The sequence below is a fragment of the Neisseria sp. HMSC064D07 genome, from assembly GCF_001837185.1.
GTDB classification, from domain to species: domain Bacteria; phylum Pseudomonadota; class Gammaproteobacteria; order Burkholderiales; family Neisseriaceae; genus Neisseria; species Neisseria flavescens_C.
This window is the reverse complement of the sequence record NZ_KV831681.1, coordinates 26,398-49,531: the sequence shown is the minus strand read 5'-3', so window position 1 is coordinate 49,531 and position 23,134 is coordinate 26,398. Positions and strand designations below refer to the sequence as shown.

Annotated in this window: 19 protein-coding genes and 1 pseudogene; 15 read left to right on the top strand and 5 right to left on the bottom strand. The window is 53.5% G+C overall.

What is annotated here, in order from left to right:
• Positions 1-62 precede the first annotated feature (62 nt).
• Together HMPREF2608_RS06310 and queA are read right to left on the bottom strand one after the other, a co-directional pair.
• Entirely contained in the window at positions 63-692 is a 630-nt protein-coding gene (locus tag HMPREF2608_RS06310) for a hypothetical protein (RefSeq protein ID WP_070826355.1), read from the bottom strand.
• A gap of 115 nt (positions 693-807) precedes the next feature.
• Positions 808-1,836 carry a tRNA preQ1(34) S-adenosylmethionine ribosyltransferase-isomerase QueA gene (gene queA / locus HMPREF2608_RS06305; RefSeq protein WP_070826354.1) on the bottom strand — a complete coding sequence of 343 codons (1,029 nt, stop codon included), beginning with the start codon at positions 1,834-1,836 and terminating at the stop codon, positions 808-810.
• Between the two features lie 355 nt (positions 1,837-2,191).
• Between queA and accB the strand changes: the two genes are divergently transcribed.
• The 9 genes and pseudogenes from accB to katA all read left to right on the top strand — a co-directional run bounded on the left by accB (position 2,192) and on the right by katA (position 13,331).
• On the top strand, positions 2,192-2,650 hold the full coding sequence (accB, locus tag HMPREF2608_RS06300) for an acetyl-CoA carboxylase biotin carboxyl carrier protein (protein WP_070826353.1): 459 nt from the start codon (positions 2,192-2,194) through the stop codon (positions 2,648-2,650).
• Positions 2,651-2,721: 71 nt separating this feature from the next.
• A complete protein-coding gene (locus HMPREF2608_RS06295; RefSeq protein WP_003680299.1) occupies positions 2,722-2,913 on the top strand; it encodes a YqaE/Pmp3 family membrane protein in 192 nt (63 codons plus the stop codon).
• Between the two features lie 29 nt (positions 2,914-2,942).
• Entirely contained in the window at positions 2,943-4,304 is a 1,362-nt protein-coding gene (accC, locus tag HMPREF2608_RS06290) for an acetyl-CoA carboxylase biotin carboxylase subunit (protein ID WP_070826352.1), read from the top strand.
• Between the two features lie 67 nt (positions 4,305-4,371).
• Positions 4,372-5,149 (top strand): annotated as a pseudogene (locus HMPREF2608_RS06285) (aminotransferase class I/II-fold pyridoxal phosphate-dependent enzyme); the annotation flags it as partial.
• 143 nt (positions 5,150-5,292) lie between these two features.
• On the top strand, positions 5,293-7,515 hold the full coding sequence (locus HMPREF2608_RS06280) for a TonB-dependent receptor (protein ID WP_070826351.1): 2,223 nt from the start codon (positions 5,293-5,295) through the stop codon (positions 7,513-7,515).
• A gap of 215 nt (positions 7,516-7,730) precedes the next feature.
• Positions 7,731-8,495, top strand: a complete 765-nt coding sequence (locus HMPREF2608_RS06275; protein ID WP_070826350.1) for an ABC transporter ATP-binding protein — start codon at positions 7,731-7,733, stop codon at positions 8,493-8,495.
• A gap of 150 nt (positions 8,496-8,645) precedes the next feature.
• On the top strand, positions 8,646-9,557 hold the full coding sequence (locus tag HMPREF2608_RS06270) for an ABC transporter substrate-binding protein (protein ID WP_019270891.1): 912 nt from the start codon (positions 8,646-8,648) through the stop codon (positions 9,555-9,557).
• Positions 9,551-11,518: a Fe(3+)-hydroxamate ABC transporter permease FhuB gene (gene fhuB / locus HMPREF2608_RS06265; RefSeq protein ID WP_070826349.1), complete on the top strand. Its 1,968-nt coding sequence runs from the start codon at positions 9,551-9,553 to the stop codon at positions 11,516-11,518. Before HMPREF2608_RS06270 ends, fhuB begins: the two co-directional genes overlap by 7 nt.
• Positions 11,519-11,816: 298 nt before the next feature.
• Complete coding sequence (gene katA, locus HMPREF2608_RS06260) at positions 11,817-13,331, top strand: catalase KatA (protein ID WP_070826348.1); 1,515 nt, start codon at positions 11,817-11,819, stop codon at positions 13,329-13,331.
• A 303-nt stretch (positions 13,332-13,634) separates the two neighbouring features.
• Here the strand turns inward: katA and groL are convergent, their stop codons facing one another.
• Complete coding sequence (groL, locus tag HMPREF2608_RS06255) at positions 13,635-15,269, bottom strand: chaperonin GroEL (RefSeq protein WP_049322649.1); 1,635 nt, start codon at positions 15,267-15,269, stop codon at positions 13,635-13,637.
• A 98-nt stretch (positions 15,270-15,367) separates the two neighbouring features.
• A complete protein-coding gene (groES, locus tag HMPREF2608_RS06250; protein ID WP_003744509.1) occupies positions 15,368-15,655 on the bottom strand; it encodes a co-chaperone GroES in 288 nt (95 codons plus the stop codon).
• A 417-nt stretch (positions 15,656-16,072) separates the two neighbouring features.
• Here groES and HMPREF2608_RS06245 point away from each other — a divergent pair, with 417 nt between their 5' ends.
• The 6 genes from HMPREF2608_RS06245 to HMPREF2608_RS06220 all read left to right on the top strand — a co-directional run bounded on the left by HMPREF2608_RS06245 (position 16,073) and on the right by HMPREF2608_RS06220 (position 22,972).
• Positions 16,073-18,175, top strand: a complete 2,103-nt coding sequence (locus HMPREF2608_RS06245) for a TonB-dependent siderophore receptor (RefSeq protein ID WP_070826347.1) — start codon at positions 16,073-16,075, stop codon at positions 18,173-18,175.
• Between the two features lie 115 nt (positions 18,176-18,290).
• Entirely contained in the window at positions 18,291-19,253 is a 963-nt protein-coding gene (locus HMPREF2608_RS06240; RefSeq protein ID WP_070826346.1) for a siderophore ABC transporter substrate-binding protein, read from the top strand.
• A 232-nt stretch (positions 19,254-19,485) separates the two neighbouring features.
• Positions 19,486-20,454, top strand: a complete 969-nt coding sequence (locus HMPREF2608_RS06235; protein WP_070826357.1) for an ABC transporter permease — start codon at positions 19,486-19,488, stop codon at positions 20,452-20,454.
• The gene (locus tag HMPREF2608_RS06230) at positions 20,444-21,415 is read left to right on the top strand and encodes an iron chelate uptake ABC transporter family permease subunit (RefSeq protein ID WP_070826345.1); all 972 of its coding nucleotides are present in this window, start codon (positions 20,444-20,446) and stop codon (positions 21,413-21,415) included. The genes HMPREF2608_RS06235 and HMPREF2608_RS06230 overlap by 11 nt, the downstream gene beginning before the upstream one ends.
• 88 nt (positions 21,416-21,503) lie before the next feature.
• A complete protein-coding gene (locus HMPREF2608_RS06225; protein ID WP_070826344.1) occupies positions 21,504-22,130 on the top strand; it encodes an FmdE family protein in 627 nt (208 codons plus the stop codon).
• 83 nt (positions 22,131-22,213) lie between these two features.
• Complete coding sequence (locus HMPREF2608_RS06220; RefSeq protein ID WP_049328943.1) at positions 22,214-22,972, top strand: iron ABC transporter ATP-binding protein; 759 nt, start codon at positions 22,214-22,216, stop codon at positions 22,970-22,972.
• Positions 22,973-23,040: 68 nt separating this feature from the next.
• Here HMPREF2608_RS06220 and HMPREF2608_RS11660 read toward each other — a convergent pair.
• The coding region (locus HMPREF2608_RS11660) for a hypothetical protein (RefSeq protein WP_283122296.1) at positions 23,041-23,134 on the bottom strand (94 nt) is incomplete at its 5' end.

The following is a 23,134-nucleotide window of genomic DNA, read 5'->3' as shown; positions in this document are numbered from 1 at the left end:
TTTTGGGGAATTTTGCAAAGGTCTCGGCCTTTTTGTTTTTTATTTTATTCAAAATATTCTTTTTATAATCCAAAATCCGATAACTTTTTGTGTTTACTTTCAAGTAAATCATGAACAAATTGCGGTTCTATTTCTAATAATGATTTTACAGTATCATGGATTTCCCAATACCGTTTACTTGGATAGTCAATAATATGCTGTAGATATTCTTTAACGAGCGGCACATACTCTATAAACTGCATTTTCGTGACCAGCCAAAACAACTCACTGATAGAAAAATCTGCCGATGATGCTTTACGAATAATTCTAACCACAGGAGGAAAGATTTTCTGACGTGCATCATCACCTTTTTGCTGACTCTGATCTGCTTTAGATGCCCAGTAACTGATAAAAGCAGACAAGATATGCCGATCTGTATCATCATAACCATGTAAACGATGATCAATCATTCCCTCTGTCTCCCCTTTCTCAAACATCAAAACCAAAGTATCAAAGCCTTCATCAATACCCCAATGAGCAAGCAGGCGTGCTGAATCAAATTGCAATACCTCATTTTCATTGGATAGCAATTCGATTAATCCATCTATCCTCTCTTGCGGCACATCCTCCAAGTCAAGCTCTTCTGGAATCGTCGTATAGTCCACATTTTCCGGTACGCTATACAGCAAAAAATCTATTTTTTTCTCATCCATTAATTTGACCCTTAGATAACTTGCTTCAGCTGCATATTTTAATAGAGCGTTTCAACTGATTCGGATTCGGGACAACCCAAATAACCAGTTTAAAACGCTCCAATCCGCTTCCGATTTATTCCGCTCTCCCCAAAATCATCGCATCGCCATAGCTGAAAAAGCGGTATTCCTGTTCCACCGCATGACGGTAAACGCTGCGGATATGTTCCATGCCCGAAAACGCGCTGACGAGCATCAGCAAGGTTGATTTGGGCAGGTGGAAGTTGGTAATCAAGCGGTCGGCAACATTGAAGCGGTAGCCCGGCGTAATGAAAATATCGGTATCGCCGCGACCAGCTTTCAGACGGCCTGTCTCGCGTGCGGCAGATTCCAAGGCGCGCATGGAGGTTGTGCCCACAGCCCACACCTTATTGCCGCGCGCTTTGGCAGCCTCAACGGCGGCAACAGTCTCGACCGGTACGTCAAACCACTCGCTGTGCATTTTGTGTTCTTCAATTTTATCGACGCGCACGGGTTGGAATGTGCCGGCACCGACGTGCAGGGTCACTTCTGCGGTTTCTACGCCTTTGGCTTTCAGACGGCCCAACAATTCATCGGTAAAGTGCAGACCTGCCGTCGGCGCGGCCACTGCGCCTTGATATTTGGCGTACACGGTCTGATAGCGGCTGTCGTCTTCATCATCGGCCGCGCGTTCGATATAAGGCGGCAAGGGCAGATGGCCGTTTTGCTCTAAAAGTTCGTAAACGGTTTGCTCGCCTTCAAATTTCAAGCAAAACAATTCCTCCGCGCGCTCCATCATGACGGCACGGATATCGCCTTCAAAAATCAATTCTGTACCCGGTTTCGGCGATTTGGACGAGCGGATATGCGCCAATGCGGTATGCGCGTCCAATACCCGCTCAATCAGGGCTTCGATTTTTCCGCCACTGGCTTTTTGGCCGAACAGGCGTGCCTTCATCACTTTGGTATTGTTAAACACCAGCACATCGCCCGGAGCGACATAATCGGGTAAATCGCCGAAATGTTTGTCTTCAATCGGCAATGTCGGCAAGGCAACCAAAAGCCTGCTGCTGCCGCGCACTTCCGGAGGATGCTGGGCAATCAGTTTTTCGGGCAATTCAAAATCAAAATCGGAAATATCCATTATCGTGCATACTTAAAAAAAACAGGCGCCATTATACGCGCAAAGTTGGTTTTCAGACGGCATGTTTTGTCGAAAAACCAATAAATTAGAATAAACGCTCTTGAAAAAATCACTTTTTAACAAAAATCAGCGTTCCTTTCTTTTTTCGCCGAAAAACGCCTTTTTTCTATCTTTTACTGGACATTTACCGACAAGTTCGGGAAAATAACCAGATTCATTTCTCAGGCTCCGCCCTGTTCCGACATTATTTAAACGCCGGATGGCAAACCTACCTTCCGACGTCTCAGGAAATCATCTAAAACCACAGCGGCGCATACCCAATATGCACTTTATGCCGCGCTAAAAAGGAAAAGCAATGGATTTGCGTAAATTAAAAAAACTGATTGATTTGGTCGAAGAATCAGGCATTGCAGAAATTGAAGTTACCGAAGGCGAAGAAAAAGTCCGCATTACGCGCACCACTGCCGCCGCAGCTCCTGTTTATGCTGCTCCGGCACCTGCCGTAACTGCTCCGGTTGCCGCCCCTGCCGCTGCTCCCATCGCAGCCGCTCCAGCCGCCGCCCCTGCCGCTCGCGATTTGTCCAACGCGCAAAAATCGCCTATGGTCGGTACGTTCTACCGCGCTCCCGGCCCGAACGCCGCCGCTTTCGTCGAAGTAGGTAAACAAGTAAAAGCCGGCGATACTTTGTGCATCATCGAAGCCATGAAGCTGATGAACGAAATCGAAGCTGAGAAATCCGGTGTCGTTAAAGAAATTCTGGTTGAAAACGGTACTCCGGTCGAATACGGCGAGCCGCTCTTTATCATTGAATAATCCGCTTTTTCAGACGGCCTTTATCTTCAAGGCCGTCTGAAATTCCTTTTTCTGTTCATTAAGGACAAACCATGCGTCTGATTTTGGCTATTTTCTTGCCTTGGTTGCAGTTTTTCACCATCGGCCGTCCGTTTGCAGGCATCATCTGTCTGATTCTGCAGTGTACGCTGGTTGGCTGGATACCGGCAGCCATGTGGTCGGTTTACGCTTTGAGCCAATACAAAACCGACCAAAAAATCCGCAACGCATTAGGCGGCCGCTGAGGCCGTCTGAACCATCCGGAAAGATTATCATGCTGAAAAAAGTATTGATCGCCAACCGGGGCGAAATCGCCCTGCGCGTCCTGCGTGCCTGCCGTGAAATGGGCATTGCCACCGTCGCCGTCCATTCCGAAGCCGACAAAGACAGCCTGCACGTCAAACTCGCCGACGAATCCGTGTGCATCGGCCCTGCCGCATCTGCACAAAGCTACCTCAACATTCCCGCCCTCATTGCTGCTGCCGAAGTAACCGAAGCCGACGGCATCCACCCGGGCTACGGCTTCCTCGCCGAAAACGCCAACTTTGCCGAACAAGTCGAACAATCCGGCTTTGTCTTCATCGGCCCTAAAGCCGACACCATCCGTCTGATGGGCGACAAAGTATCCGCCAAACACGCCATGATCGAAGCCGGCGTGCCTTGCGTTCCCGGCTCTGAAGGCGCATTGCCAGACGACGGCGACGAAATCCTCAAAATTGCCGATAAAGTCGGTTATCCCGTCATTATCAAAGCCTCCGGCGGCGGCGGCGGTCGCGGTATGCGCGTCGTCGAGAAAAAAGAAGACCTCCTCCAGTCTGTCGAAATGACCAAAGCCGAAGCAGGCGCGGCTTTCGGCAACCCGATGGTTTACATGGAGCGCTACTTACAGCGTCCGCGCCACGTCGAAATCCAAGTGATTGCCGACGAACACGGCAATGCCATCTACCTCGCCGAGCGCGACTGCTCCATGCAGCGCCGCCACCAAAAAGTCATCGAAGAAGCACCGGCTCCATTCATCACCGAAGAAGAACGCGCCAAAATCGGCAAAGCCTGTGCCGACGCTTGCAAACGCATCGGCTATCGCGGCGCAGGTACGTTTGAATTCCTGTACGAAGACGGCGAATTCTTCTTTATCGAGATGAACACTCGTGTTCAGGTTGAGCATCCGGTTACCGAGCTTATCACCGGCGTGGACATCGTCCAAGAGCAATTACGCATCGCATCCGGCCTGCCTTTGCAATACAAACAGGAAGACATTCAAGTCGAAGGCCACGCGTTTGAGTGCCGTATCAATGCCGAAGACCCGTACAACTTCATTCCAAGCCCGGGCCTGATTGAAAGCTGCCACCTGCCCGGCGGCTTCGGCGTCCGCGTCGACAGCCATATTTACCAAGGCTACCGCATCCCTCCTTACTACGACAGCCTGATCGGCAAAGTCTGTGTCGTCGGTAAAGACCGCGACCAAGCCATGGCCAAAATGCGTGTTGCCCTCGATGAGCTGGCGATTACCGGTATCAAAACCAATACGCCGCTGCACCGTGACTTGTTCAGCGATCCGGGTTTCCAAAAAGGTGGTGTCAGCATCCACTACTTGGAACACTGGCTGGAAGAACGCAAAGCCAAACTGGATAAATAATCCCTTGTTTTGACTAAAAATCGGGCCGTCTGAAACGCAAAATAAAGTTTCAGACGGCCTTTTTTAAGGCGAAGCAGGCTTCTCCAAATACCGCGTGGACTTTGACGCGCTGGAAAGCCTGCCCGAACTCAAAGCAGGCAAAATCGGCGCGATTTGCTGTTCGCGTCCGACCAACCCGACCGGCAACATGCTGACCGACGGCGAAATGGCGCAGCTGGACGCTTTGGCGCAAGAACACGGCATTCCGCTGATTATCGACAACGCCTACGGAATGCCGTTCCCCAACATTATTTACAGCGACGTGAGGCTGAATTGGCACGAAAACATCATCCTCTGCTTCAGCCTGTCCAAAGTCGGCTTACCTGGCGTGCGCACCAGCATCATCGTCGCCGCGCCCGAAGTCGTCAAAGCCGTCAGCAGCCTGAATGCGATTGTGAACCTGTCGCCCACCCGCTTCGGCGCGGCCATCGCAACGCCGCTGTTGCGGGACGGTCATCTGAAACAGCTTTCAGACGACGTCATCCGGCCGTTTTACCGCAGCCGTCTCGCTGCTCAAGCGCGAGCTGGGCGCGTATCCGCTGAAAATCCACAAGCCCGAAGGTGCGATTTTCCTGTGGCTCTGGTTTGAAAACCTGCCCGTTTCGTCGCAAACTCTGTACGAAATGCTCAAAGCCGAAGGCACGCTGATTATTCCGGGCGAGCATTTCTTTGTCGGCATCGATAGGCAAGACTATCCGCACGCGCACGAGTGCATCCGCATGAGCATTGCGCAGGACGCGGAAACGCTGGAAAAAGGCATTACCGCCATCGGCAGGGTGGTGCGCGGTTTGTACGATGCGGCGTAAACGGTAAAGTTGATAGCCATTCAGTCAAAAGGTCGTCTGAAAACAGTTTCAGACGACCTTTTATCATTTATTTATTTTTTTGAAATGAAATTAATTTTCTTTTAAAATTAGCCGTTACGATCGACTTTTGAAAGAAAATACAAATGATTAAGCCCGCTTCCAGACTCAGCATCCTCAGCCTCTCCCTCCTTGCCGTTTCGGCGGCATTTGCCTCAGACGAACCTCAAGCCCGAGAAATCTCCGAACTTGAAACCATCACCGTAACCGCCAGCGCGGACGCATCCAAGGGCGGTTTGATTCCTGCATTTAAGGGCGGACAGGTGGCTCGCGGCAGCCGCGTGGGTATTTTGGGCAATAAAAAAAACCTAGAATCGCCGTTCTCCAATACTGCTTACACCAATAGGCTGATTCAGGACAAACATGCGCGCAGCGTCGGCGACGTACTGCAAAACGACCCGACCGTCCGCGTTGCGCGCGGTTACGGCAATTTTCAGGAATCGTATTTCATACGCGGCTTTGCCGCCGAATCGGACGATACCATGTACAACGGCCTTTACGGCATCCTGCCGCGCCAATACATCGCCACCGAGCTTTTCGAACGCGTGGAAGTCCAACGCGGCGCATCCGCCTTCTTAAACGGCATGGCGCCGGGCAGCAACAATATCGGCGGCACGGTATCCGTATTGCCCAAACGCGCGCCCAATGAAGGATTGAACCGGCTGACTGCCAATTACGGCGCGGGAAAACGCGGTGGTTTGGCGGCGGACGTGGCGCGCCGTTTCGGACAAAATCAGGAATTCGGCGTGCGCGTCAATGCGGCGCACCATAACGGCAAAACCGCAATAGATGACGAAAAGTCCAAACTCAGCCTGGTCAATGTCGGCCTAGACTGGCGCAATGAAAATGCCCGCCTGTCCGCCGATTTGGGCTGGCAGGACAACAAGCTCAAAGCCACGCGTACCAATGTTACCCTGTCAGGCATGGCCGCCGTGCCGGCCGCGCCTGATGCCTCGTCCAACTGGGCGCAGCCGTGGACGTATTCCAACGAGCGCGACTGGTTCGGCACAATGCGCGGCGAATACGATTTCAACGACAACCTGACTGCCTACGCCGCCTACGGCTTCCGCCGCAGCAAGGAAAATAATTCTCTGGCAAACCTGACTGTCGGCAATGTCAACGGCGATGGATCGATTTACCGCTTCGACAACGCGCGTAAGGATAAAATCGACACGGGCGAAATCGGTTTGCGCGGCAAATTCAATACGGGCGCGGTAGAACACGAATGGACCGCCGCCGCCAACCGGTTCCAATCCTCGCGCAAAAACGCTTATATCATGGATTGGGGCAACCAATATACGACCAACCTCTACAACCCATCCCGCTATCCGCAACCCGCAGCCGCCGACCCGCTGTATTCGGGCAACGACATGGGCAATCCTGCTGTTACCGGCAAAACACGCCTGACCAGCTTCGCCTTGGGTGACACCTTCAGCCTTTGGGACAAACGCCTGCAATTCATGCTCGGTGCGCGCTGGCAGCAGGTGCATAACAAGGCTTACGCCTATAATACGGGCGCGCAAACCGAAAATTACAAAAAATCGCGCCTCAGTCCCGCCGCCGGCGCGGTGTACCGCATTACGCCGAATTGGTCGGTGTACGGCAACTACATCGAAAGCCTGGGACAAGGCGCGACTGCAGGCTCGACTGCCTCCATCAACGGCCGGGTCTACGCCGTCAGCAATACCGGCGAATCGCTCAAACCCTATGTTTCCAAACAAAAAGAAATCGGCACGAAATTTGAAGCCAACGGCTTCGGCGCGGGATTGGCCCTGTTCCACACCGACAAACCGCGTTCGCTTTACGTTGCCGAAAGCGACAACACCGCCCGCTTCACCTCCGAAGGCAAAGACCGCCACCGGGGCGCGGAAATCACCGTTTACGGGGAAGTCGCACAAGGTGTGAGGCTCTTGGGCGGCATTACCCTGCTCGATGCCAAGCAGAAATCTACCGGCTCATCTTTAACTGACGGCAAACGCACCATCGGCGCGGCTAAAACCCAAGCCAACATTGGCTTGGAATGGGAAGTGCCGAAAGTGCAAGGTTTGGCATTTGACGGACGCATGGTTTACACCGGTTCTTCCTACGCCGATGCGGCCAATACGCTTAAAGTTAGCGGCTGGACGCGCTTCGACATCGGCGCGCGCTACCACACCCAAATCGGCAGGCACGAAGCCACCTTCCGCGCCCGCCTCGATAATGTTGCCAACAAGAAATACTGGGCATCCGTCGGCGGATACCCTAACAGCGGCTACCTGAACGCCGGCGCACCGCGCAGCTTCACCCTGTCGGCTTCGGTCGATTTTTAAGGGACGGGCAGCAAACGGCCTCCAACGGTTCAAAGGTCGTCTGAAACGTTTTCAGACGACCTTGGAGCCTGGGGCGTCCGACTTTGCCCTACGCTTTCGGACAACCGCCGTAAAACTCCGCCTTTGCGGCATCGGTACCGACAACGGGCAATGGATTTTGCTGCGCCGCCGCTTTCTCCGAATAACGTCAAACCCACTAAAAGGTCGTCTGAAACGTGTTCCAAATCCAAAACGCCACCTTCGCCATACCCGGCCGCTCGCTGCTGCACGACATCAGCGTCAACTTTTCCCCTAACCGCGTGTACGGCCTCATTGGTCATAACGGCTCGGGCAAGTCCACGCTGTTGAAACTGCTCACCCGCCAGCATGAACCCGCAGGCGGCAGGATATTGCTGAACGACAAAGAAATACGCGCCTATTCCGCCCGCGCATACGCCAAAGAAGTCGCCTATCTTCCGCAGCAACTGCCCGCCGCTACCGCGCTGACCGCGCGCGAGCTGGTTATGATGGGGCGTTATGCCTGGAGCGGGCTTTTAGGGCGCACGAACGATGCGGACAGACAGGCGGTGGAACAGGCGTTGCGGCTGACGCATACGGAAAAATTTGCCGATCAAATCGTCGATACGCTGTCGGGCGGCGAACGTTCGCGCGTCTGGCTGGCGATGTGCCTGGCGCAGCAAAGCCGCTTTTTGCTGCTAGACGAACCGCTTGCCGCTTTGGACATCGCCCACCAAATCGACGTGATGGCACTGGTACGCAAGCTGTCTCGCAATTTGGGTTTGGGCGTCATCATCGTCATCCACGACATTAATCTGGCGGCGCAGTATTGCGATGAACTGGTCGCGCTCAAACAGGGGCGGCTATTAAAAACGGGCAAACCCGCCGACATTATGACCGCAGAAGTGTTGAAAGACATTTACAGCGTCGATATGAACATCATCGCCCATCCTGAAAACGGCTGCCCCGTGGCATTGCCTTGACGCAGGCAAACCGTCCCGCCGCATAAGTTCCGACCATAAAATCCGCCGCCCGAATCCAAACCGGATGACATCGCAGACCATTGTGGAATACCTGTATCCGATATGTTTCAGACGACCCTTTATTCAAAAACCGAAAGGCCTTCCAAGCTGATGTCCCACCGCTTTTCAGACGACATTCCCCGCCTTGCCGCACGGCTGTTTTTTACCGCTGCCCTCCTGTTTTCCCTGCCTGCACCCGCTGCACCGCGCGTGGCGACTTCGGACTGGACGGTCGCCGAAACACTGACGGCGATGGGGCATCCGCCCGTCAGCGTTGCCGACCGTCGCGTGTACGATACCTGGGTGAACCATCCGCCGCTGCCCGCTGCCGTCAAGGAAGCGGGGCTGCGCTTCCAGCCGAATTTGGAGCGGCTGTATCAGATAAAGCCTGATTTTTTCGTGCAATCTTCCTGGTATGCCGCCGCCAAGTCCCAGTTTGAAAAAATCGCCCCGGTACGCGAAGTGGATTTCGGCACGGCAAAAGGCATCGAATATGCCCACACGGTCGAAGCCACGCGCAGGCTGGGTAAAATCATTGGCGACCCTGCCGCTGCCGAAAAGCTGATTGCCGGTACGGAAAACCTGTTTGCCCGCGCCAAACCCGCGCTTTCGGCATATCGCGGCCGCCCGTTTGCGGTGGTGCAGTTTGTCGACGGGCGGCATTTGCGGATTTACGGCAAGACTTCGCTGTTTCAGGCCGTGTTCGACAAATTGGGGCTGAACAATGCCTGGACGGGCAAAAGCAACGAATGGGGTTTCGAAAACATCACGCTTTTAGATTTGGCAAAGCTGCCGCCGGACACGCTGCTAATCATCGTCAAACCGCATCCTCAAAATACACGTGCAACGCTCGAAAAAAGCGCGCTTTGGCAACGCCTGCCGTTCTGCCGCCCTGCAAACCGCCGCATCTTCGAGCCGTCGTGGAGCTACGGCGCACTGCCGTCCATGCAGCGTTTCACTTTGCAACTGATGCGTTCGATGTCGTCTGAAAACCCGTCAGCACAAAAGGAAGCCGCATGGTAAAGATTTTCAGACGACCCCTGCCTATCCTTGCCGCCGCGTTGGCAATATCGTGCGCGCTGACGGCGTTTTGGATATTGAAGCTGGAATGGACGCTGCCGTGGCTGCGGCTGTTTGACCGTCCCAACAGCCTGCCTTTGGATGCGCTGATGGTGCAGAACAACACCCTGCCCCGCATGGCGATGGCGCTGCTCGCGGGCGGCAGTACGGCGATGGCGACCATGCTGATGCAGCAGTTGATGCGCAATCCGCTCGCATCCGACAGTACGCTGGCAGTCAGCAGCGGCGCGCAGGCGGCTTTGGTGGCGGCGACCGTGTTCGCCCCTTCTTTCCTTGCCTACGGCACGTCCGCCGTGGCGTTTGCCGGCGCAGCGGCGGCTTTGGGCGCGGTATTGCGGCTGTCGGCACAGCGCGCCCTGCAACCGCTCAGCGTCGTGCTGGCAGGTTTGGTGGTCAGCCTGTATCTGGGTTCCCTCACCGGTATCGTGATGCTGTTTTTCAGCGAAGAGACGCGCGGCGTGATGCAGTGGGGCAGCGGCTCCCTGGTGCAGGACAGTTGGCGCGATACGTTGGGGCTTTTGTGGCGGATTGCTGTTGCCGCCATACTTACCGCCTTTTTAATCAAACCGTTAAACATCATGAGCCTGGGCGACACGCAGGCGGAATCGGCAGGCATACCGGTAAAGAAAATCCGCCTGCTGTCTTTGGCGGTTGCTGCATTTTTGAGTGCGGGCGTGGTCGGCTTTGTCGGCATGATGGGCTTTGTCGGATTGGCGGCGGCGACGCTGGTGCGGCAAATGGGCGTACGCACGCTGTCCATGCGCCTGATTTGTTCCTTCATCGTCGGCGCACTGCTTTTGATGCTGACGGACAACGGCCTGATGCTGCTGAAACACTACCGCGGCACCGATCTGCCCGCCGGCGCTGTAACTGCCCTCGTCGGCGCGCCGCTTTTGTTGTGGCTGACGGCGAAAGCACCTCCGCGTCCTTCGTTTCAGACGACCTCCGATATTTCAACCGCCGCGCCGTACGTCCCGCGCCTCTTGCGTTTTCTGCTGCTTATCGCCGTCGCCGTATCGGTATTGGCGTTTACGGTCGGACGCTATGACGAAACCCTGCGCCTGACCATAGACCCGGAATATTTCGTATTCCGCTACCCGCGCGTGCTGCTCGCCGCCGCCACCGGCACCATGCTCGCGTTGACCGGCGTCATACTGCAAAGGCTGACGCAAAACCCGATGGCGGGACCCGAACTCTTGGGCATCAGCTCTGGAACGGCATTCGGCGCGATGTCGGTAGTGATGCTGTTCGGCATTACCTCGGGCAGCGGCTGGTTTTGGCTGACAGGTATCGTTTCCGCTCTCGTATCCTTGGGGCTGTTGATGCTGTTCAACCGCAAAAACGGATTTACTCCCGAAAAAATCCTGCTTACCGGCATGGCGCTGGCCGCACTCGCCGATGCCGCCATCCGCATTTGGATGGCAACCGGCGATTTCCGCGTACAACTGCTTTTATTGTGGATGTCAGGTTCGACCTATCAGGCAACACCCGAATCCGCCCTTACCGTCGGCCTCCTTGCCGCCGCCTCGCTCCTCCTCATCCTCACGCTGCAACGCTGGCTCGGACTGCTCAGTCTGAACGCAACAATCGCCCGCTCCGTCGGCATCAACGTCCCCCTCGCACGGCTGGTGCTGATCGTCTCAAGCGCAGCGTTAACCGCCTTATCCACACTGCTTATCGGCCCCTTGAGCTTCGTCGGACTGCTTGCGCCGCATCTGGCCCGTATGCTCGGCGCACGCCTGCCCAAACAGCAACTTGCCGCCGCCGCACTCATCGGCGCATCGGTTATGATGACGGCCGACTGGCTGGGCAGGCAGATAATGTTCCCTTACGAAGTCCCCGCCGGAATGATGGCCACGCTCATAGGCGGCGCATATTTCATGATGATGATGCGCAAGCTTTAATGCGAACGGAGATACAAAAAGGTCGTCTGAAAACAGTTTCAGACGGCCTTTTTGTTTAACATGTTTATTCGATAATAAAAATCTAACAAAAATAAAATCTCAATTAACAATAACAATATTAAATTGAAGTCATAGTTCCAATAGTCAAAGCCTTTCTGTATAGTTCTTTTCATAGTTTAAATAAAAGGAAAAACAAATGTCGATACAAGAAATTTATGAGAATCAAGAAACCGGCTACGAATATGCCTTCCGGCAAATCGTTTTATAAACCACTGACCATTTTGCAAAGGAAACCATCATGACTACCTCCAAATGCCCTGTTACCCACCTGACCATGAACAACGGAGCGCCCGTTGCCGACAATCAAAACAGCCTGACCGCCGGCCCACGCGGCCCGCTGCTGGCGCAGGATTTATGGCTGAATGAAAAACTCGCTGACTTCGTGCGCGAAGTCATCCCCGAACGCCGTATGCACGCCAAAGGTTCAGGCGCGTTCGGTACGTTTACCGTAACACACGACATCACAAAATACACCCGCGCCAAAATCTTCAGCGAAGTCGGCAAAAAAACCGAGATGTTTGCCCGTTTCACCACCGTGGCAGGCGAGCGCGGCGCAGCCGATGCAGAACGCGACATCCGCGGCTTTGCGCTGAAGTTCTATACCGAAGAAGGCAACTGGGATATGGTCGGCAACAACACGCCCGTGTTCTTCCTGCGCGACCCGCGTAAATTCCCCGACCTGAACAAAGCCGTCAAACGTGACCCGCGTACCAATATGCGTTCTGCCACGAACAACTGGGACTTCTGGACGCTGCTGCCCGAAGCCCTGCACCAAGTTACCATCGTCATGAGCGACCGCGGCATCCCAGCCAGCTACCGCCATATGCACGGCTTCGGTTCGCATACATACAGCTTCTGGAACGAAGCGGGCGAACGTTTCTGGGTGAAATTCCATTTCCGCAGCCAGCAAGGGATTAAAAACCTGACCAACGAAGAAGCCGCAAAAATCATCGCCGACGACCGCGAAAGCCACCAGAGCGACTTATACGAAGCCATCGAACGCGGCGAGTTTCCAAAATGGACGATGTACATCCAGGTCATGCCTGAAGCCGATGCGGAAAAAGTACCTTATCATCCGTTTGACTTGACCAAAGTTTGGCCGAAAAAAGACTATCCGCTGATTGAAGTGGGCGAATTTGAGTTAAACCGCAATCCCGAAAACTTCTTCGCAGATGTGGAACAATCAGCTTTTGCACCAAGCAACCTTGTGCCCGGTATCGGCGCCAGCCCCGACAAAATGCTGCAAGCCCGTTTGTTCAATTACGCCGATGCGCAACGCTACCGTTTGGGCGTAAACTTCCGCCAAATTCCCGTCAACCGCCCGCGTTGCCCCATCCATAGCAACCAGCGCGACGGACAAGGCCGCGCCGACGGCAACTACGGCAGCCTGCCGCACTACGAACCCAACAGCTTCGGCCAATGGCAGCAACAACCCGACTTCGCCGAACCGCCTTTGAAAATCAACGGCGACGCGGCGCACTGGGACTACCGCCAAGACGATGACGACTATTTCAGCCAACCGCGTGCTTTGTTCAACCTGATGAGCGACGCACAGAAACAGGCTTTGTTCGACAACACCGCCGCAGCCATGGGCGATGCGCCTGACTTCATCAAATACCGCCATATCCGCAACTGCTACCGTTGCGACCCGGCATACGGCGAAGGCGTAGCCAAAGCCCTTGGACTGACTGTCGAAGATGCCCAAGCGGCACGAGCCAACGATCCGGCTTTAGGTCAACCTGGTTTACTGTAAGGAGGCATTATGTGGATAGAAATTGAAGAAATCTTGTCTCAAGCTGTCCGATACAGCCGTTCAAACAAAAAGTAACAGTTTAGATCATTAATCAGGCCGTCTGAAACGCAAAATAAAGTTTCAGACGGCCTTATTTTGATGATGAAGTTTATTTGATTGCTTCTGATTCAATGGAACTGACTGCCCTTATTTCTCTGTAAATCATGGCGTACCCCTTACCATCTCATGCCTCTACTGCAAATAAAAAACCGCACGGCTGCTTGCCGTGCGGTTTTGCTTTTTGTCTGAAGGTTTCAGACGGCCTTACATCATGCCGCCCATACCACCCATGCCGCCCATATCAGGCATAGCAGGTTTTTCTTCAGGGATTTCAGCGATCATGCAGTCTGTGGTCAGCATCAGGCCGGCGATAGATGCGGCGTGTTGCAGCGCAGAACGGGTTACTTTGGCAGGGTCGAGTACGCCCATTTCGATCATGTCGCCGTATTCGCCAGAGCCTGCGTTGTAACCGTAGTTGCCTTTGCCTTCCAACACTTTGTTCACAACCACGCTAGGTTCGCCGCCTGCGTTGGCAACGATTTGGCGCAGCGGAGACTCAACGGCGCGCAAGACGATTTGTACGCCTGCGTCTTGGTCTGCATTGCCGGTGTGCAGGTTTTCCAAAGCCGCACGGGCACGCAACAGGGCTACGCCGCCGCCGGCAACCACGCCTTCTTCAACGGCTGCGCGGGTAGCGTGCAACGCGTCTTCCACGCGGTCTTTTTTCTCTTTCATTTCGACTTCGGTAGCGGCACCGACTTTGATCACTGCCACACCGCCGGCCAATTTAGCCACGCGCTCTTGCAGTTTTTCTTTGTCGTATTCGCTGGTTGCGGTTTCAATTTGTTGGCGGATTTCGGCAACACGCGCTTCGATTTGGGCTGCGTCGCCGAAGCCGTCGATGATGGTGGTGTTTTCTTTACCGATTTCGATGCGTTTGGCTTGACCCAAGTCGTCCAAAGTCGCTTTTTCCAGAGACAGGCCGACTTCTTCGGAAATCACCACACCGCCGGTCAGGATGGCGATGTCTTGCAACATGGCTTTGCGGCGGTCGCCGAAGCCTGGGGCTTTAACGGCAACGGTTTTCAGAATACCGCGGATGTTGTTCACCACCAAAGTCGCCAAGGCTTCGCCTTCTACGTCTTCAGCGATAATCAAGAGCGGACGGCTGGCTTTGGCCACTTGTTCCAAAACAGGCAACAAATCGCGGATGTTGCTGATTTTTTTGTCGAACAACAATACAAACGGATTGTCCAAAGCAGCGATTTGTTTTTCAGCGTCGTTGATGAAGTAAGGAGACAGGTAGCCGCGGTCGAATTGCATACCTTCAACCACATCCAGCTCGTTTTCCAAAGATTTGCCGTCTTCAACGGTAATCACGCCTTCTTTGCCGACTTTTTCCATCGCTTCGGCGATAATCGCGCCGACTTGTTCGTCAGAGTTAGCGGAAATAGAGCCGACTTGGGCGATTTCTTTAGAAGTGTCGCAAGGTTTGGCGATGTTTTTCAGCTCGTCAACCAAAGCGGCAACAGCTTTGTCGATACCGCGTTTCAGGTCGGTCGGGTTCATGCCGGCGGTAACGTATTTCATGCCTTCGGCAACGATGGATTGCGCCAATACGGTTGCAGTAGTGGTACCGTCACCAGCCACGTCGTTGGTTTTGGACGCCACTTCTTTCACCATTTGCGCGCCCATGTTTTCGAATTTGTCTTTCAATTCGATTTCTTTTGCAACAGACACACCGTCTTTAGTGATGTGCGGGCCGCCGAAAGCGCGGTCGAGTACCACGTTGCGGCCTTTAGGGCCCAGAGTTACGCGTACGGCGTTTGCCAATACATTGACGCCGTTTACCATTTTTTGGCGAACTTCATTGCCGAATTGTACGTCTTTTGCTGCCATTTAAATTCTCCAAATCAATATTAAAAATCTGTTCGAGGCCGTCTGAAAACTTCATGTTTGATTCAGACGGCCTTTGGTTCTGAAACTTAATTCAACAATTATTCAACGATACCGAAGATGTCTTCTTCACGCATTACCAACAGCTCTTCGCCGTCGGCTTTTACAGTTTGGCCGCTGTATTTGCCGAAGATCACTTTGTCGCCGACTTTGACATCCAGCGGACGGCGCGCGCCGTCTTTACCAATTTTGCCCGCACCCACGGCGATTACTTCGCCCATGTCGGGTTTTTCAGCAGCCGCACCCGGCAAAACGATGCCGGAGGCGGTTTTTTCTTCAGCTTCTAAGCGTTTGACGACTACGCGGTCGTGTAAAGGGCGGATGGTCATGTCTTAATGCTCCGATAAATAAATAGATTGAAAACAATTGTCTGTCGGACATGACAGACACGGTTTGCTTGGAAATAGCGGCACACTTAGTAGAAAGCCTGCCGTAATGGCGGGTAGATTTGGGTTGTTTGCGACAAATTCAAGGGAAAAAGTAAAAAATTCTATGCAGTCTTTCCAAATATTTTCATACGCAAAAATGCCCGATCACTTATTTTTCAGACGGCCTGACATACAAACTGCAAAATTCGTTTAAAAACAACACAATTCCTTTACAAATGCAACACAACTCTTTACAACTATTTCTTTTCAATGCATTATTATAAATGATGATTATTCTTAATTGCATATTTTAAAGATAATTTCTCTTTATTTGCTTTTATTTTTTTATTACTGTCATTTTATTAAGGACATTTCTCAATGAATACGCCCCTGTTCCGACTGAGCCTGCTGTCACTGACACTGGCGGCCGGTTTTGCACACGCAGAAAATGAAGCCAAAGACAATGTTGTGCTTGATACCGTTACCGTTAAAGGTGACCGCCAAGGCAGCAAAATCAAAACCAATATCGTCACCCTTCGTCAAAAAGACGAAAGCACATCAACCGATTTGCGCGAATTGTTAAAAGAAGAACCAGCCATCGATTTCGGCGGCGGTAACGGCACATCCCAACACATGACCTTGCGCGGCATGGGTCAGAACTCTGTCGACATCAAGGTAGACAACGCCTATTCCGACAGCCAAATACTGTATCACCAAGGCCGTTTCATCATCGACCCTGCGCTGGTCAAAATCGTCTCCGTACAGAAAGGCGCGGGCTCGGCATCTGCCGGTATTGGCGCGACCAACGGCGCGATTATTACTAAAACAGTCGATGCCGAAGACTTGCTAAAAGGTTTGGACAAAAACTGGGGCGTGCGCCTCAGCAGCGGCTATGCCAGCAATGACGGCGTAAACTACGGCGCCAGCGTGTTCGGAAAAGCCGGCAACTTCGACAGCTTATTCTCTTACAACCGCAACGATGAAAAAGATTACGAAGCAGGTAAAGGCTACAAAAGTCCCAACGGCGGCAAAACCGTACCTTACAGCGCACTGGACAAACGCAGCTACCTGGCCAAAATCGGAACAACCTTCGGCGACGGCGACCACCGCATCGTGTTGAGCCACATGAAAGACCAGCACCGGGGCATCCGTACTGTGCGTGAAGAGTTTACAATCTTCGAGTCCGACCCTGCAAAAGACAGGCAGAAACCCTCATACCGTGAAACTACCCAATCCAACACCAACTTGGAGTACACGGGTAAAAACCTGGGCTTTGTCGAAAAACTGAACGCCAACGCCTATGTGTTGGAAAACGAACGCTATTCCGCCGATGACAGCGGCAGCGGTTACGCAGGCAATGTGGCAGGTCCGACCACAACCAAAATCACCACCAAAGGTGCAAATATCAACTTCGACAGCCGCCTTGCCGAAAAAACCCTGTTGAAATACGGTGTCAACTACCGCCATCAGGAAATCAAACCTCATACCTTCCTGAATTCGCAATACACCAGCACCGATGCCGCCCTGCAAAGTCTGGTACGCGGATACAGCCTGACCAACCCGACCAAAACCGATTACGGCGTGTATGTCGAAGCCATCCAAGATATCGGCGATGTTACCCTGACCGGCGGTCTGCGTTACGACCATTTCGATATCAAAACCCATGACGGCAAATCGGTTTCAGACGGCAAAGTCAACCCGAGTCTGGGCGTAATTTACCAACCTGTCGAAAACTTGAGCTTCAGCGTAAGCCACAACTACGCCAGCCGCAGCCCGCGCCTGTATGACGCGCTGCAAACCCACGGCAAACGCGGCATCATCTCGATTGCCGACGGCACTAAAGCTGAACGCGCGCGCAATACCGAAATCGGCTTCAACTACAACGACGGCACGTTTGCCGCAAACGGCAGCTACTTCTGGCAGACCATCAAAGACGCGCTTGCCAATCCGCAAAACCGCCACGACTCTGTCGCCATCCGTGAAGCCGTCAACGCCGGCTACGTCAAAAACCACGGTTACGAATTAGGCGCGTCCTACCGTACAGGCGGCCTGACTGCCAAAGTCGGCGTAAGCCACAGCAAACCGCGTTTTTACGATACGCACAAAGATAAATTGTTAAGCGCGAACCCCGAGTTTGGCGCACAAACCGGCCGCACTTGGACGGCCTCCCTTGCCTACCGCTTCCAAAATCCGAATCTGGAAATCGGCTGGCGCGGACGCTATGTTCAAAAAGCCGTGGGTTCGATATTGGTGGCGGGTCAAAAAGGTCGCGACGGCAAACTGGAAAACGTTGTACGCCAAGGTTTCGGTGTGAACGATGTCTTCGCCAACTGGAAACCGCTGGGCAAAGACACGCTCAATGTCAATCTTTCAGTCAACAACGTGTTTAACAAGTTCTACTATCCGCACAGCCAACGCTGGACCAATACCCTACCAGGTACCGGACGTGATGTACGCTTGGGCGTGAACTACCGCTTCTAAGCAATCAGCTTGAAAAGGCCGTCTGAAAACAAAAGTTTTCAGACGGCATCTAGCTTTATAATCCGATACAAGTTATCATTTCGATTTACTTTATTTCCGACCACGGAGAAACCCTATGTTACGTTTGACCGCTTTAGCCGTATGCTGCGCCCTTGCTTTGGGTGCGTGTTCACCGAAAGATTCTGCTTCCAATCAGGCGCAAACTGCTTCCGCTTCTGCCGCACAAACCGAAGGCGCAGGCCTGACGGTGAAAACCGCACGCGGCGATGCGAAAGTGCCGCAAAATCCGGAGCGTATCGCCGTTTACGATTTGGGCATGCTCGATACTTTAAACAAATTGGGCGTGAAAACCGGTTTGTCCATCGACAAAAACCGCCTACCCTACTTGGACGAATATTTCAAAACGACCAAACCTGCCGGCACGCTGTTTGAGCCTGACTACGAAGCCTTAAACGCTTACAAACCGCAGCTTATCATCATCGGCAGCCGTGCAGCCAAAGCATTTGACAAGTTGAACGAGATTGCCCCGACCATCGAAATGACCGCCGAAACCGCCAATCTGAAAGAAAGCTCAAAAGAGCGCATCGACGCGCTGGCGCAAATCTTCGGCAAACAGGCCGAAGCGGACAAGCTGAAAGCGGAAATCGATGCTTCGTTTGAAGCGGCGAAAACTGCTGCGCAAGGCAAAGGCAAGGGTTTGGTGGTATTGGTCAACGGCGGTAAAATGTCGGCTTTCGGCCCTTCCTCACGTTTGGGCGGTTGGTTGCATAAAGACATCGGCGTTCCCGCTGTTGATGAATCGATTAAAGAAGGCAGCCACGGCCAGCCTATCAGCTTTGAATACCTGAAAGAGAAAAACCCTGATTGGCTGTTTGTTTTGGACCGCGGCGCGGCCATCGGCGAAGAAGGTCAGGCTGCGAAAGATGTGTTGAACAATCCACTGGTTGCCGAAACAACCGCATGGAAAAAAGGCCAAGTCGTGTACCTCGTGCCGGAAACCTACCTGGCGGCCGGCGGCGCACAAGAATTGCTGAATGCTTCCAAACAGGTCAGCGATGCGTTTAATGCGGCCAAGTAATTCAGCGCGGGCATAGCCGCCCGCTTCTTTCAGACGGCCTGAAGGGTTTGATGATGCACAGGATCAAGCTGCTTGACCTGAAGTCATTGGATTTGGGCCGTCTGAAAATACATGGTGCAAATGGACAATTTTTGCCTGTTTGCATCTGTTTTTTATGATGGGCGAACCTACTTTTTTTCCCAAAAATACCTTAACCCTTCTTTCAGACGGCCTTATTTTTCCGAACCATTTTATGTTTCACAAACCTTCATTTTTAAATGCGGTCAACGGTGTGGCGCTGCTGATATTGTTTGTCGTCAGCCTGTCGGTCGGCGTGGCCGAATTCAAATGGTCCGCCCTGTTTTCGCTATCCGACAGCCAGCAAGTCATGTTCATCAGCCGCCTGCCGCGCACGTTTGCGATTGTGCTGACGGGTGCGTCGATGGCGGTAGCCGGCATGATTATGCAGATTTTGATGCGCAACCGTTTTGTCGAACCGTCGATGGTGGGCGCAAGTCAAAGCGCGGCTTTAGGTTTGCTGTTGATGACCCTGCTGCTTCCGGCCGCGCCGCTGCTGGCAAAAATGTCGGTTGCCGCCGTTGCCGCGCTGATTGGGATGTTGGTCTTTATGCTGCTGATCCGCCGCCTGCCGCCGACCGCGCAACTGATGGTGCCTTTGGTCGGGATTATTTTCGGCGGTGTGATTGAGGCGGTGGCCACCTTTATCGCGTATGAAAACGAAATGCTGCAAATGCTCGGCGTGTGGCAACAGGGCGATTTTTCCGGCGTGTTGCTCGGACGGTATGAATTGTTGTGGGCAACAGGGATTTTGGCTTTGTTTGCCTATTTGATTGCCGACCAGCTGACGATTTTGGGTTTGGGCGAAACGGTGAGCGTGAACTTGGGGCTGAACCGGACGGCGATTCTGTGGTCGGGGCTGATTATTGTGGCGCTGATTACGTCTTTGGTGGTCGTGACGGTCGGCAATATTCCGTTTATCGGCTTGGTCGTGCCGAACATCATCAGCCGCCTGATGGGCGACAAACTGCGTCAAAGCCTGCCTGCGGTGGCCTTGCTGGGCGCGTCTTTGGTGTTGCTGTGCGATATTGTCGGACGCGTGATTGTGTTTCCGTTTGAAATTCCGGTCTCTACGGTTTTTGGCGTGATGGGGACGGTTTTGTTTTTGTGGCTTTTATTAAGGAAACCTGCTCATGCCGTCTGAAAAAAATATCGGTTTTATGGCAGGAAGCAGCCGTCCGTTGTGGGTCGCCTTTGCGCTGTTGCTGGTTTCCTGCGTCCTGTTTATGACGCTCAACGTCAAAGGCGATTGGGACTTTGTCTTGCACCTGCGTCTGACCAAACTTGCCGCGCTGCTGATGGTTGCCTATGCAGTCGGCGTGTCCACTCAACTCTTCCAAACGCTGACCAACAATCCGATTCTGACCCCTTCGATTTTGGGTTTCGATTCGCTGTATGTGTTTTTGCAGACCTTGCTGGTGTTTACGCTCGGCGGCGTGGGCTATGCTTCCCTGCCGTTGACGGGAAAATTCGGCTTTGAACTGGTCGTCATGATGGGCGGCTCGCTGCTGCTGTTCTACACACTCATCAAACAGGGCGGACGCGATTTGTCGCGCATGATTTTAATCGGCGTGATTTTCGGGATTTTGTTCCGCAGCCTGTCATCGCTGCTTTCGCGCATGATTGACCCCGAAGAATTTACCGCGGCGCAGGCGAATATGTTTGCCACCTTCAATACCGTCCACTCGGAATTGTTGGGTATCGGCGCAGTAGTGTTGCTCATCAGTGCCGCCGTGATCTGGCGCGAACGCCACCGCCTCGATGTTTACCTGCTCGGCCGCAATCAAGCCGTCAATTTGGGCATCAACTACACGCGCAATACCTTATGGCTGCTGTTGTGGATCGCTGCATTGGTTGCGACCGCGACCGCCGTTGTCGGCCCGGTAAGCTTTTTCGGTCTGCTGGTTGCCGCGCTGGCCAACCATTTTTCCCCGTCGGTCAAACATTCCGTCCGCCTGCCCATGACTTTTTGTGTCGGCGGCATCCTGTTGGTCGGCGGGCAAACCATCTTCGAACACTTCCTCGGCATGCAGGCCGTATTGAGCGTGGTCGTCGAATTTGCAGGTGGATTGGTATTTTTATATTTGGTGTTGAAAAAGAAATAAATTAAACGTGCCCAAACGTTCGCAAAAATAAACTCAGGCCGTCTGAAACCTTCAGACGGCCTAAGCAAACCCATAAAGGACAACCCTCATGACACAAGAACGCCTCCCTTCATTCTTCGATAATGCCCCGACCATTACCGTCCAAGACGCATTGGCCGACTTCCTCGGCGCAGCCGAAAACGGTATCCTCACTTACCGCTACGCCGATGCCGTGCGCCTGTGCGGCCATTCCTGCCCGACCGTCGCCGGCGCCTACCTGATGGTGGTCAAAGGCCTGAAAGCCCTTTACGGCGAAGAGCTGCCGCAACGCGGCGACATCGAAGCCTTTATGCAGGGCGAGCGTGACGAAGGTACAACCGGCGTTACCGCTTCCGTCGTCCAACTCCTTACCGGCGCGGCACCTGAAACCGGCTTTGGCGGCGTAGGCCCAGCCGGACGCTTTGCCCGCCGCCACCTCTTATCCTTTGGTGCAGGCGAAATCAACGGCACACTCGCGCTCCGCCGCCGCGATACCGGCAAAACCGTTGCCATCAGCCTCAACGCCGCGCTTCAACCCTTTGCGCCGCAAATGCGCGACATTATGCCCAAAGCCGTCAGCGGCAGCGCAAATGCCGACGAACTCAAACAATTCGGCGAGCTTTGGCAAGAACGCGTCCGCGCCTTCCTGATTGACCAAGCCGACAATCCCGAATTTGTCACCGTCAGCGAAATCTAATCACACCATACAGGAATAAAATTCAGACGGCCCCATGCTGAAAGGCCGTCTGAAACCCCAACTTCCCATTTTCGGACCCGCCTATGATTACCATCCGCAACGTCAGCCACACCATCGGCAGCAACCCCATCCTCAACGACGTCAGCCTCGACATTCCCGAAGGCGGCATTACCGCGCTAATAGGTCCGAACGGCGCAGGCAAGTCCACCCTCCTCTCCTTTATGGCGCGCCTGCAGCCCTTGGTACACGGCGACATCAGCTACGCAGGCAAAGACATCAAAACCACCCCTACCGCCGAACTCGCCCGCACGCTTTCCATCCTCACCCAAGAAAACAGCATCATGAGCCGCATTACCGTGCGCGACCTGCTCATGTTCGGCCGCTATCCCTACCACCAAGGCAGGCCGTCTGAAACGGATAAAACCATCGTCGAAGAGGCACTTGCCGAGTTCCACCTGCAAGACTTCGCCGACCGCTACCTGACCGAGCTTTCCGGCGGCCAACGCCAACGCGCCATGATTGCCATGGTATTCTGCCAGCGCACCGACTACGTTTTACTCGACGAACCGCTGAACAACCTCGACATGTATCATGCCCGCTCCCTCATGCAGATCCTGCGCCGGCTGACCGACGAACACAAACGCACCACCGTCGTCGTCCTGCACGATATCAACCAGGCCGCCGCCTACGCCGATTACGTCGTCGCCATGAAAAACGGCCAAGTCGCCATGCAGGGCAAGCCCAACGATATTTTCACCGCCGAAAACATCAAAACCTTATTCGATATGGACGTCAACGTCCTCGATTACGAAGGCAAAAAACTGGTTATCCACCATATCTAAATCCGACAAAAAGGCCGTCTGAAACCCGATTGTTCAGGTTTCAGACGGCCTTTGTCTATTCACAGCATTTATTTTTTATCGTACAAACCGCGCACCACGCGACCGATCGCGGCAATGCCTTTTTCCAACGTTTCCGCGTCCTGCGCAATGCTCATGCGGATG

Bases quoted from the DNA above. Each gene is read 5' to 3' on its own strand.
- HMPREF2608_RS06220 (WP_049328943.1), top strand. From the start codon at position 22,214: ATGATTACCATCCGCAACGTCAGCCACACCATCGGCAGCAACCCCATC.
- queA (WP_070826354.1), bottom strand. From the start codon at position 1,836: ATGGATATTTCCGATTTTGATTTTGAATTGCCCGAAAAACTGATTGCC.
- accB (WP_070826353.1), top strand. From the start codon at position 2,192: ATGGATTTGCGTAAATTAAAAAAACTGATTGATTTGGTCGAAGAATCA.
- katA (WP_070826348.1), top strand. From the start codon at position 11,817: ATGACTACCTCCAAATGCCCTGTTACCCACCTGACCATGAACAACGGA.
- HMPREF2608_RS06235 (WP_070826357.1), top strand. From the start codon at position 19,486: ATGTTTCACAAACCTTCATTTTTAAATGCGGTCAACGGTGTGGCGCTG.
- HMPREF2608_RS06280 (WP_070826351.1), top strand. From the start codon at position 5,293: ATGATTAAGCCCGCTTCCAGACTCAGCATCCTCAGCCTCTCCCTCCTT.
- HMPREF2608_RS06230 (WP_070826345.1), top strand. From the start codon at position 20,444: ATGCCGTCTGAAAAAAATATCGGTTTTATGGCAGGAAGCAGCCGTCCG.
- HMPREF2608_RS06245 (WP_070826347.1), top strand. From the start codon at position 16,073: ATGAATACGCCCCTGTTCCGACTGAGCCTGCTGTCACTGACACTGGCG.
- HMPREF2608_RS06270 (WP_019270891.1), top strand. From the start codon at position 8,646: ATGTCCCACCGCTTTTCAGACGACATTCCCCGCCTTGCCGCACGGCTG.
- groES (WP_003744509.1), bottom strand. From the start codon at position 15,655: ATGACCATCCGCCCTTTACACGACCGCGTAGTCGTCAAACGCTTAGAA.
- groL (WP_049322649.1), bottom strand. From the start codon at position 15,269: ATGGCAGCAAAAGACGTACAATTCGGCAATGAAGTTCGCCAAAAAATG.
- accC (WP_070826352.1), top strand. From the start codon at position 2,943: ATGCTGAAAAAAGTATTGATCGCCAACCGGGGCGAAATCGCCCTGCGC.
- HMPREF2608_RS06225 (WP_070826344.1), top strand. From the start codon at position 21,504: ATGACACAAGAACGCCTCCCTTCATTCTTCGATAATGCCCCGACCATT.
- HMPREF2608_RS06310 (WP_070826355.1), bottom strand. From the start codon at position 692: ATGGATGAGAAAAAAATAGATTTTTTGCTGTATAGCGTACCGGAAAAT.
- HMPREF2608_RS06240 (WP_070826346.1), top strand. From the start codon at position 18,291: ATGTTACGTTTGACCGCTTTAGCCGTATGCTGCGCCCTTGCTTTGGGT.
- HMPREF2608_RS06295 (WP_003680299.1), top strand. From the start codon at position 2,722: ATGCGTCTGATTTTGGCTATTTTCTTGCCTTGGTTGCAGTTTTTCACC.
- fhuB (WP_070826349.1), top strand. From the start codon at position 9,551: ATGGTAAAGATTTTCAGACGACCCCTGCCTATCCTTGCCGCCGCGTTG.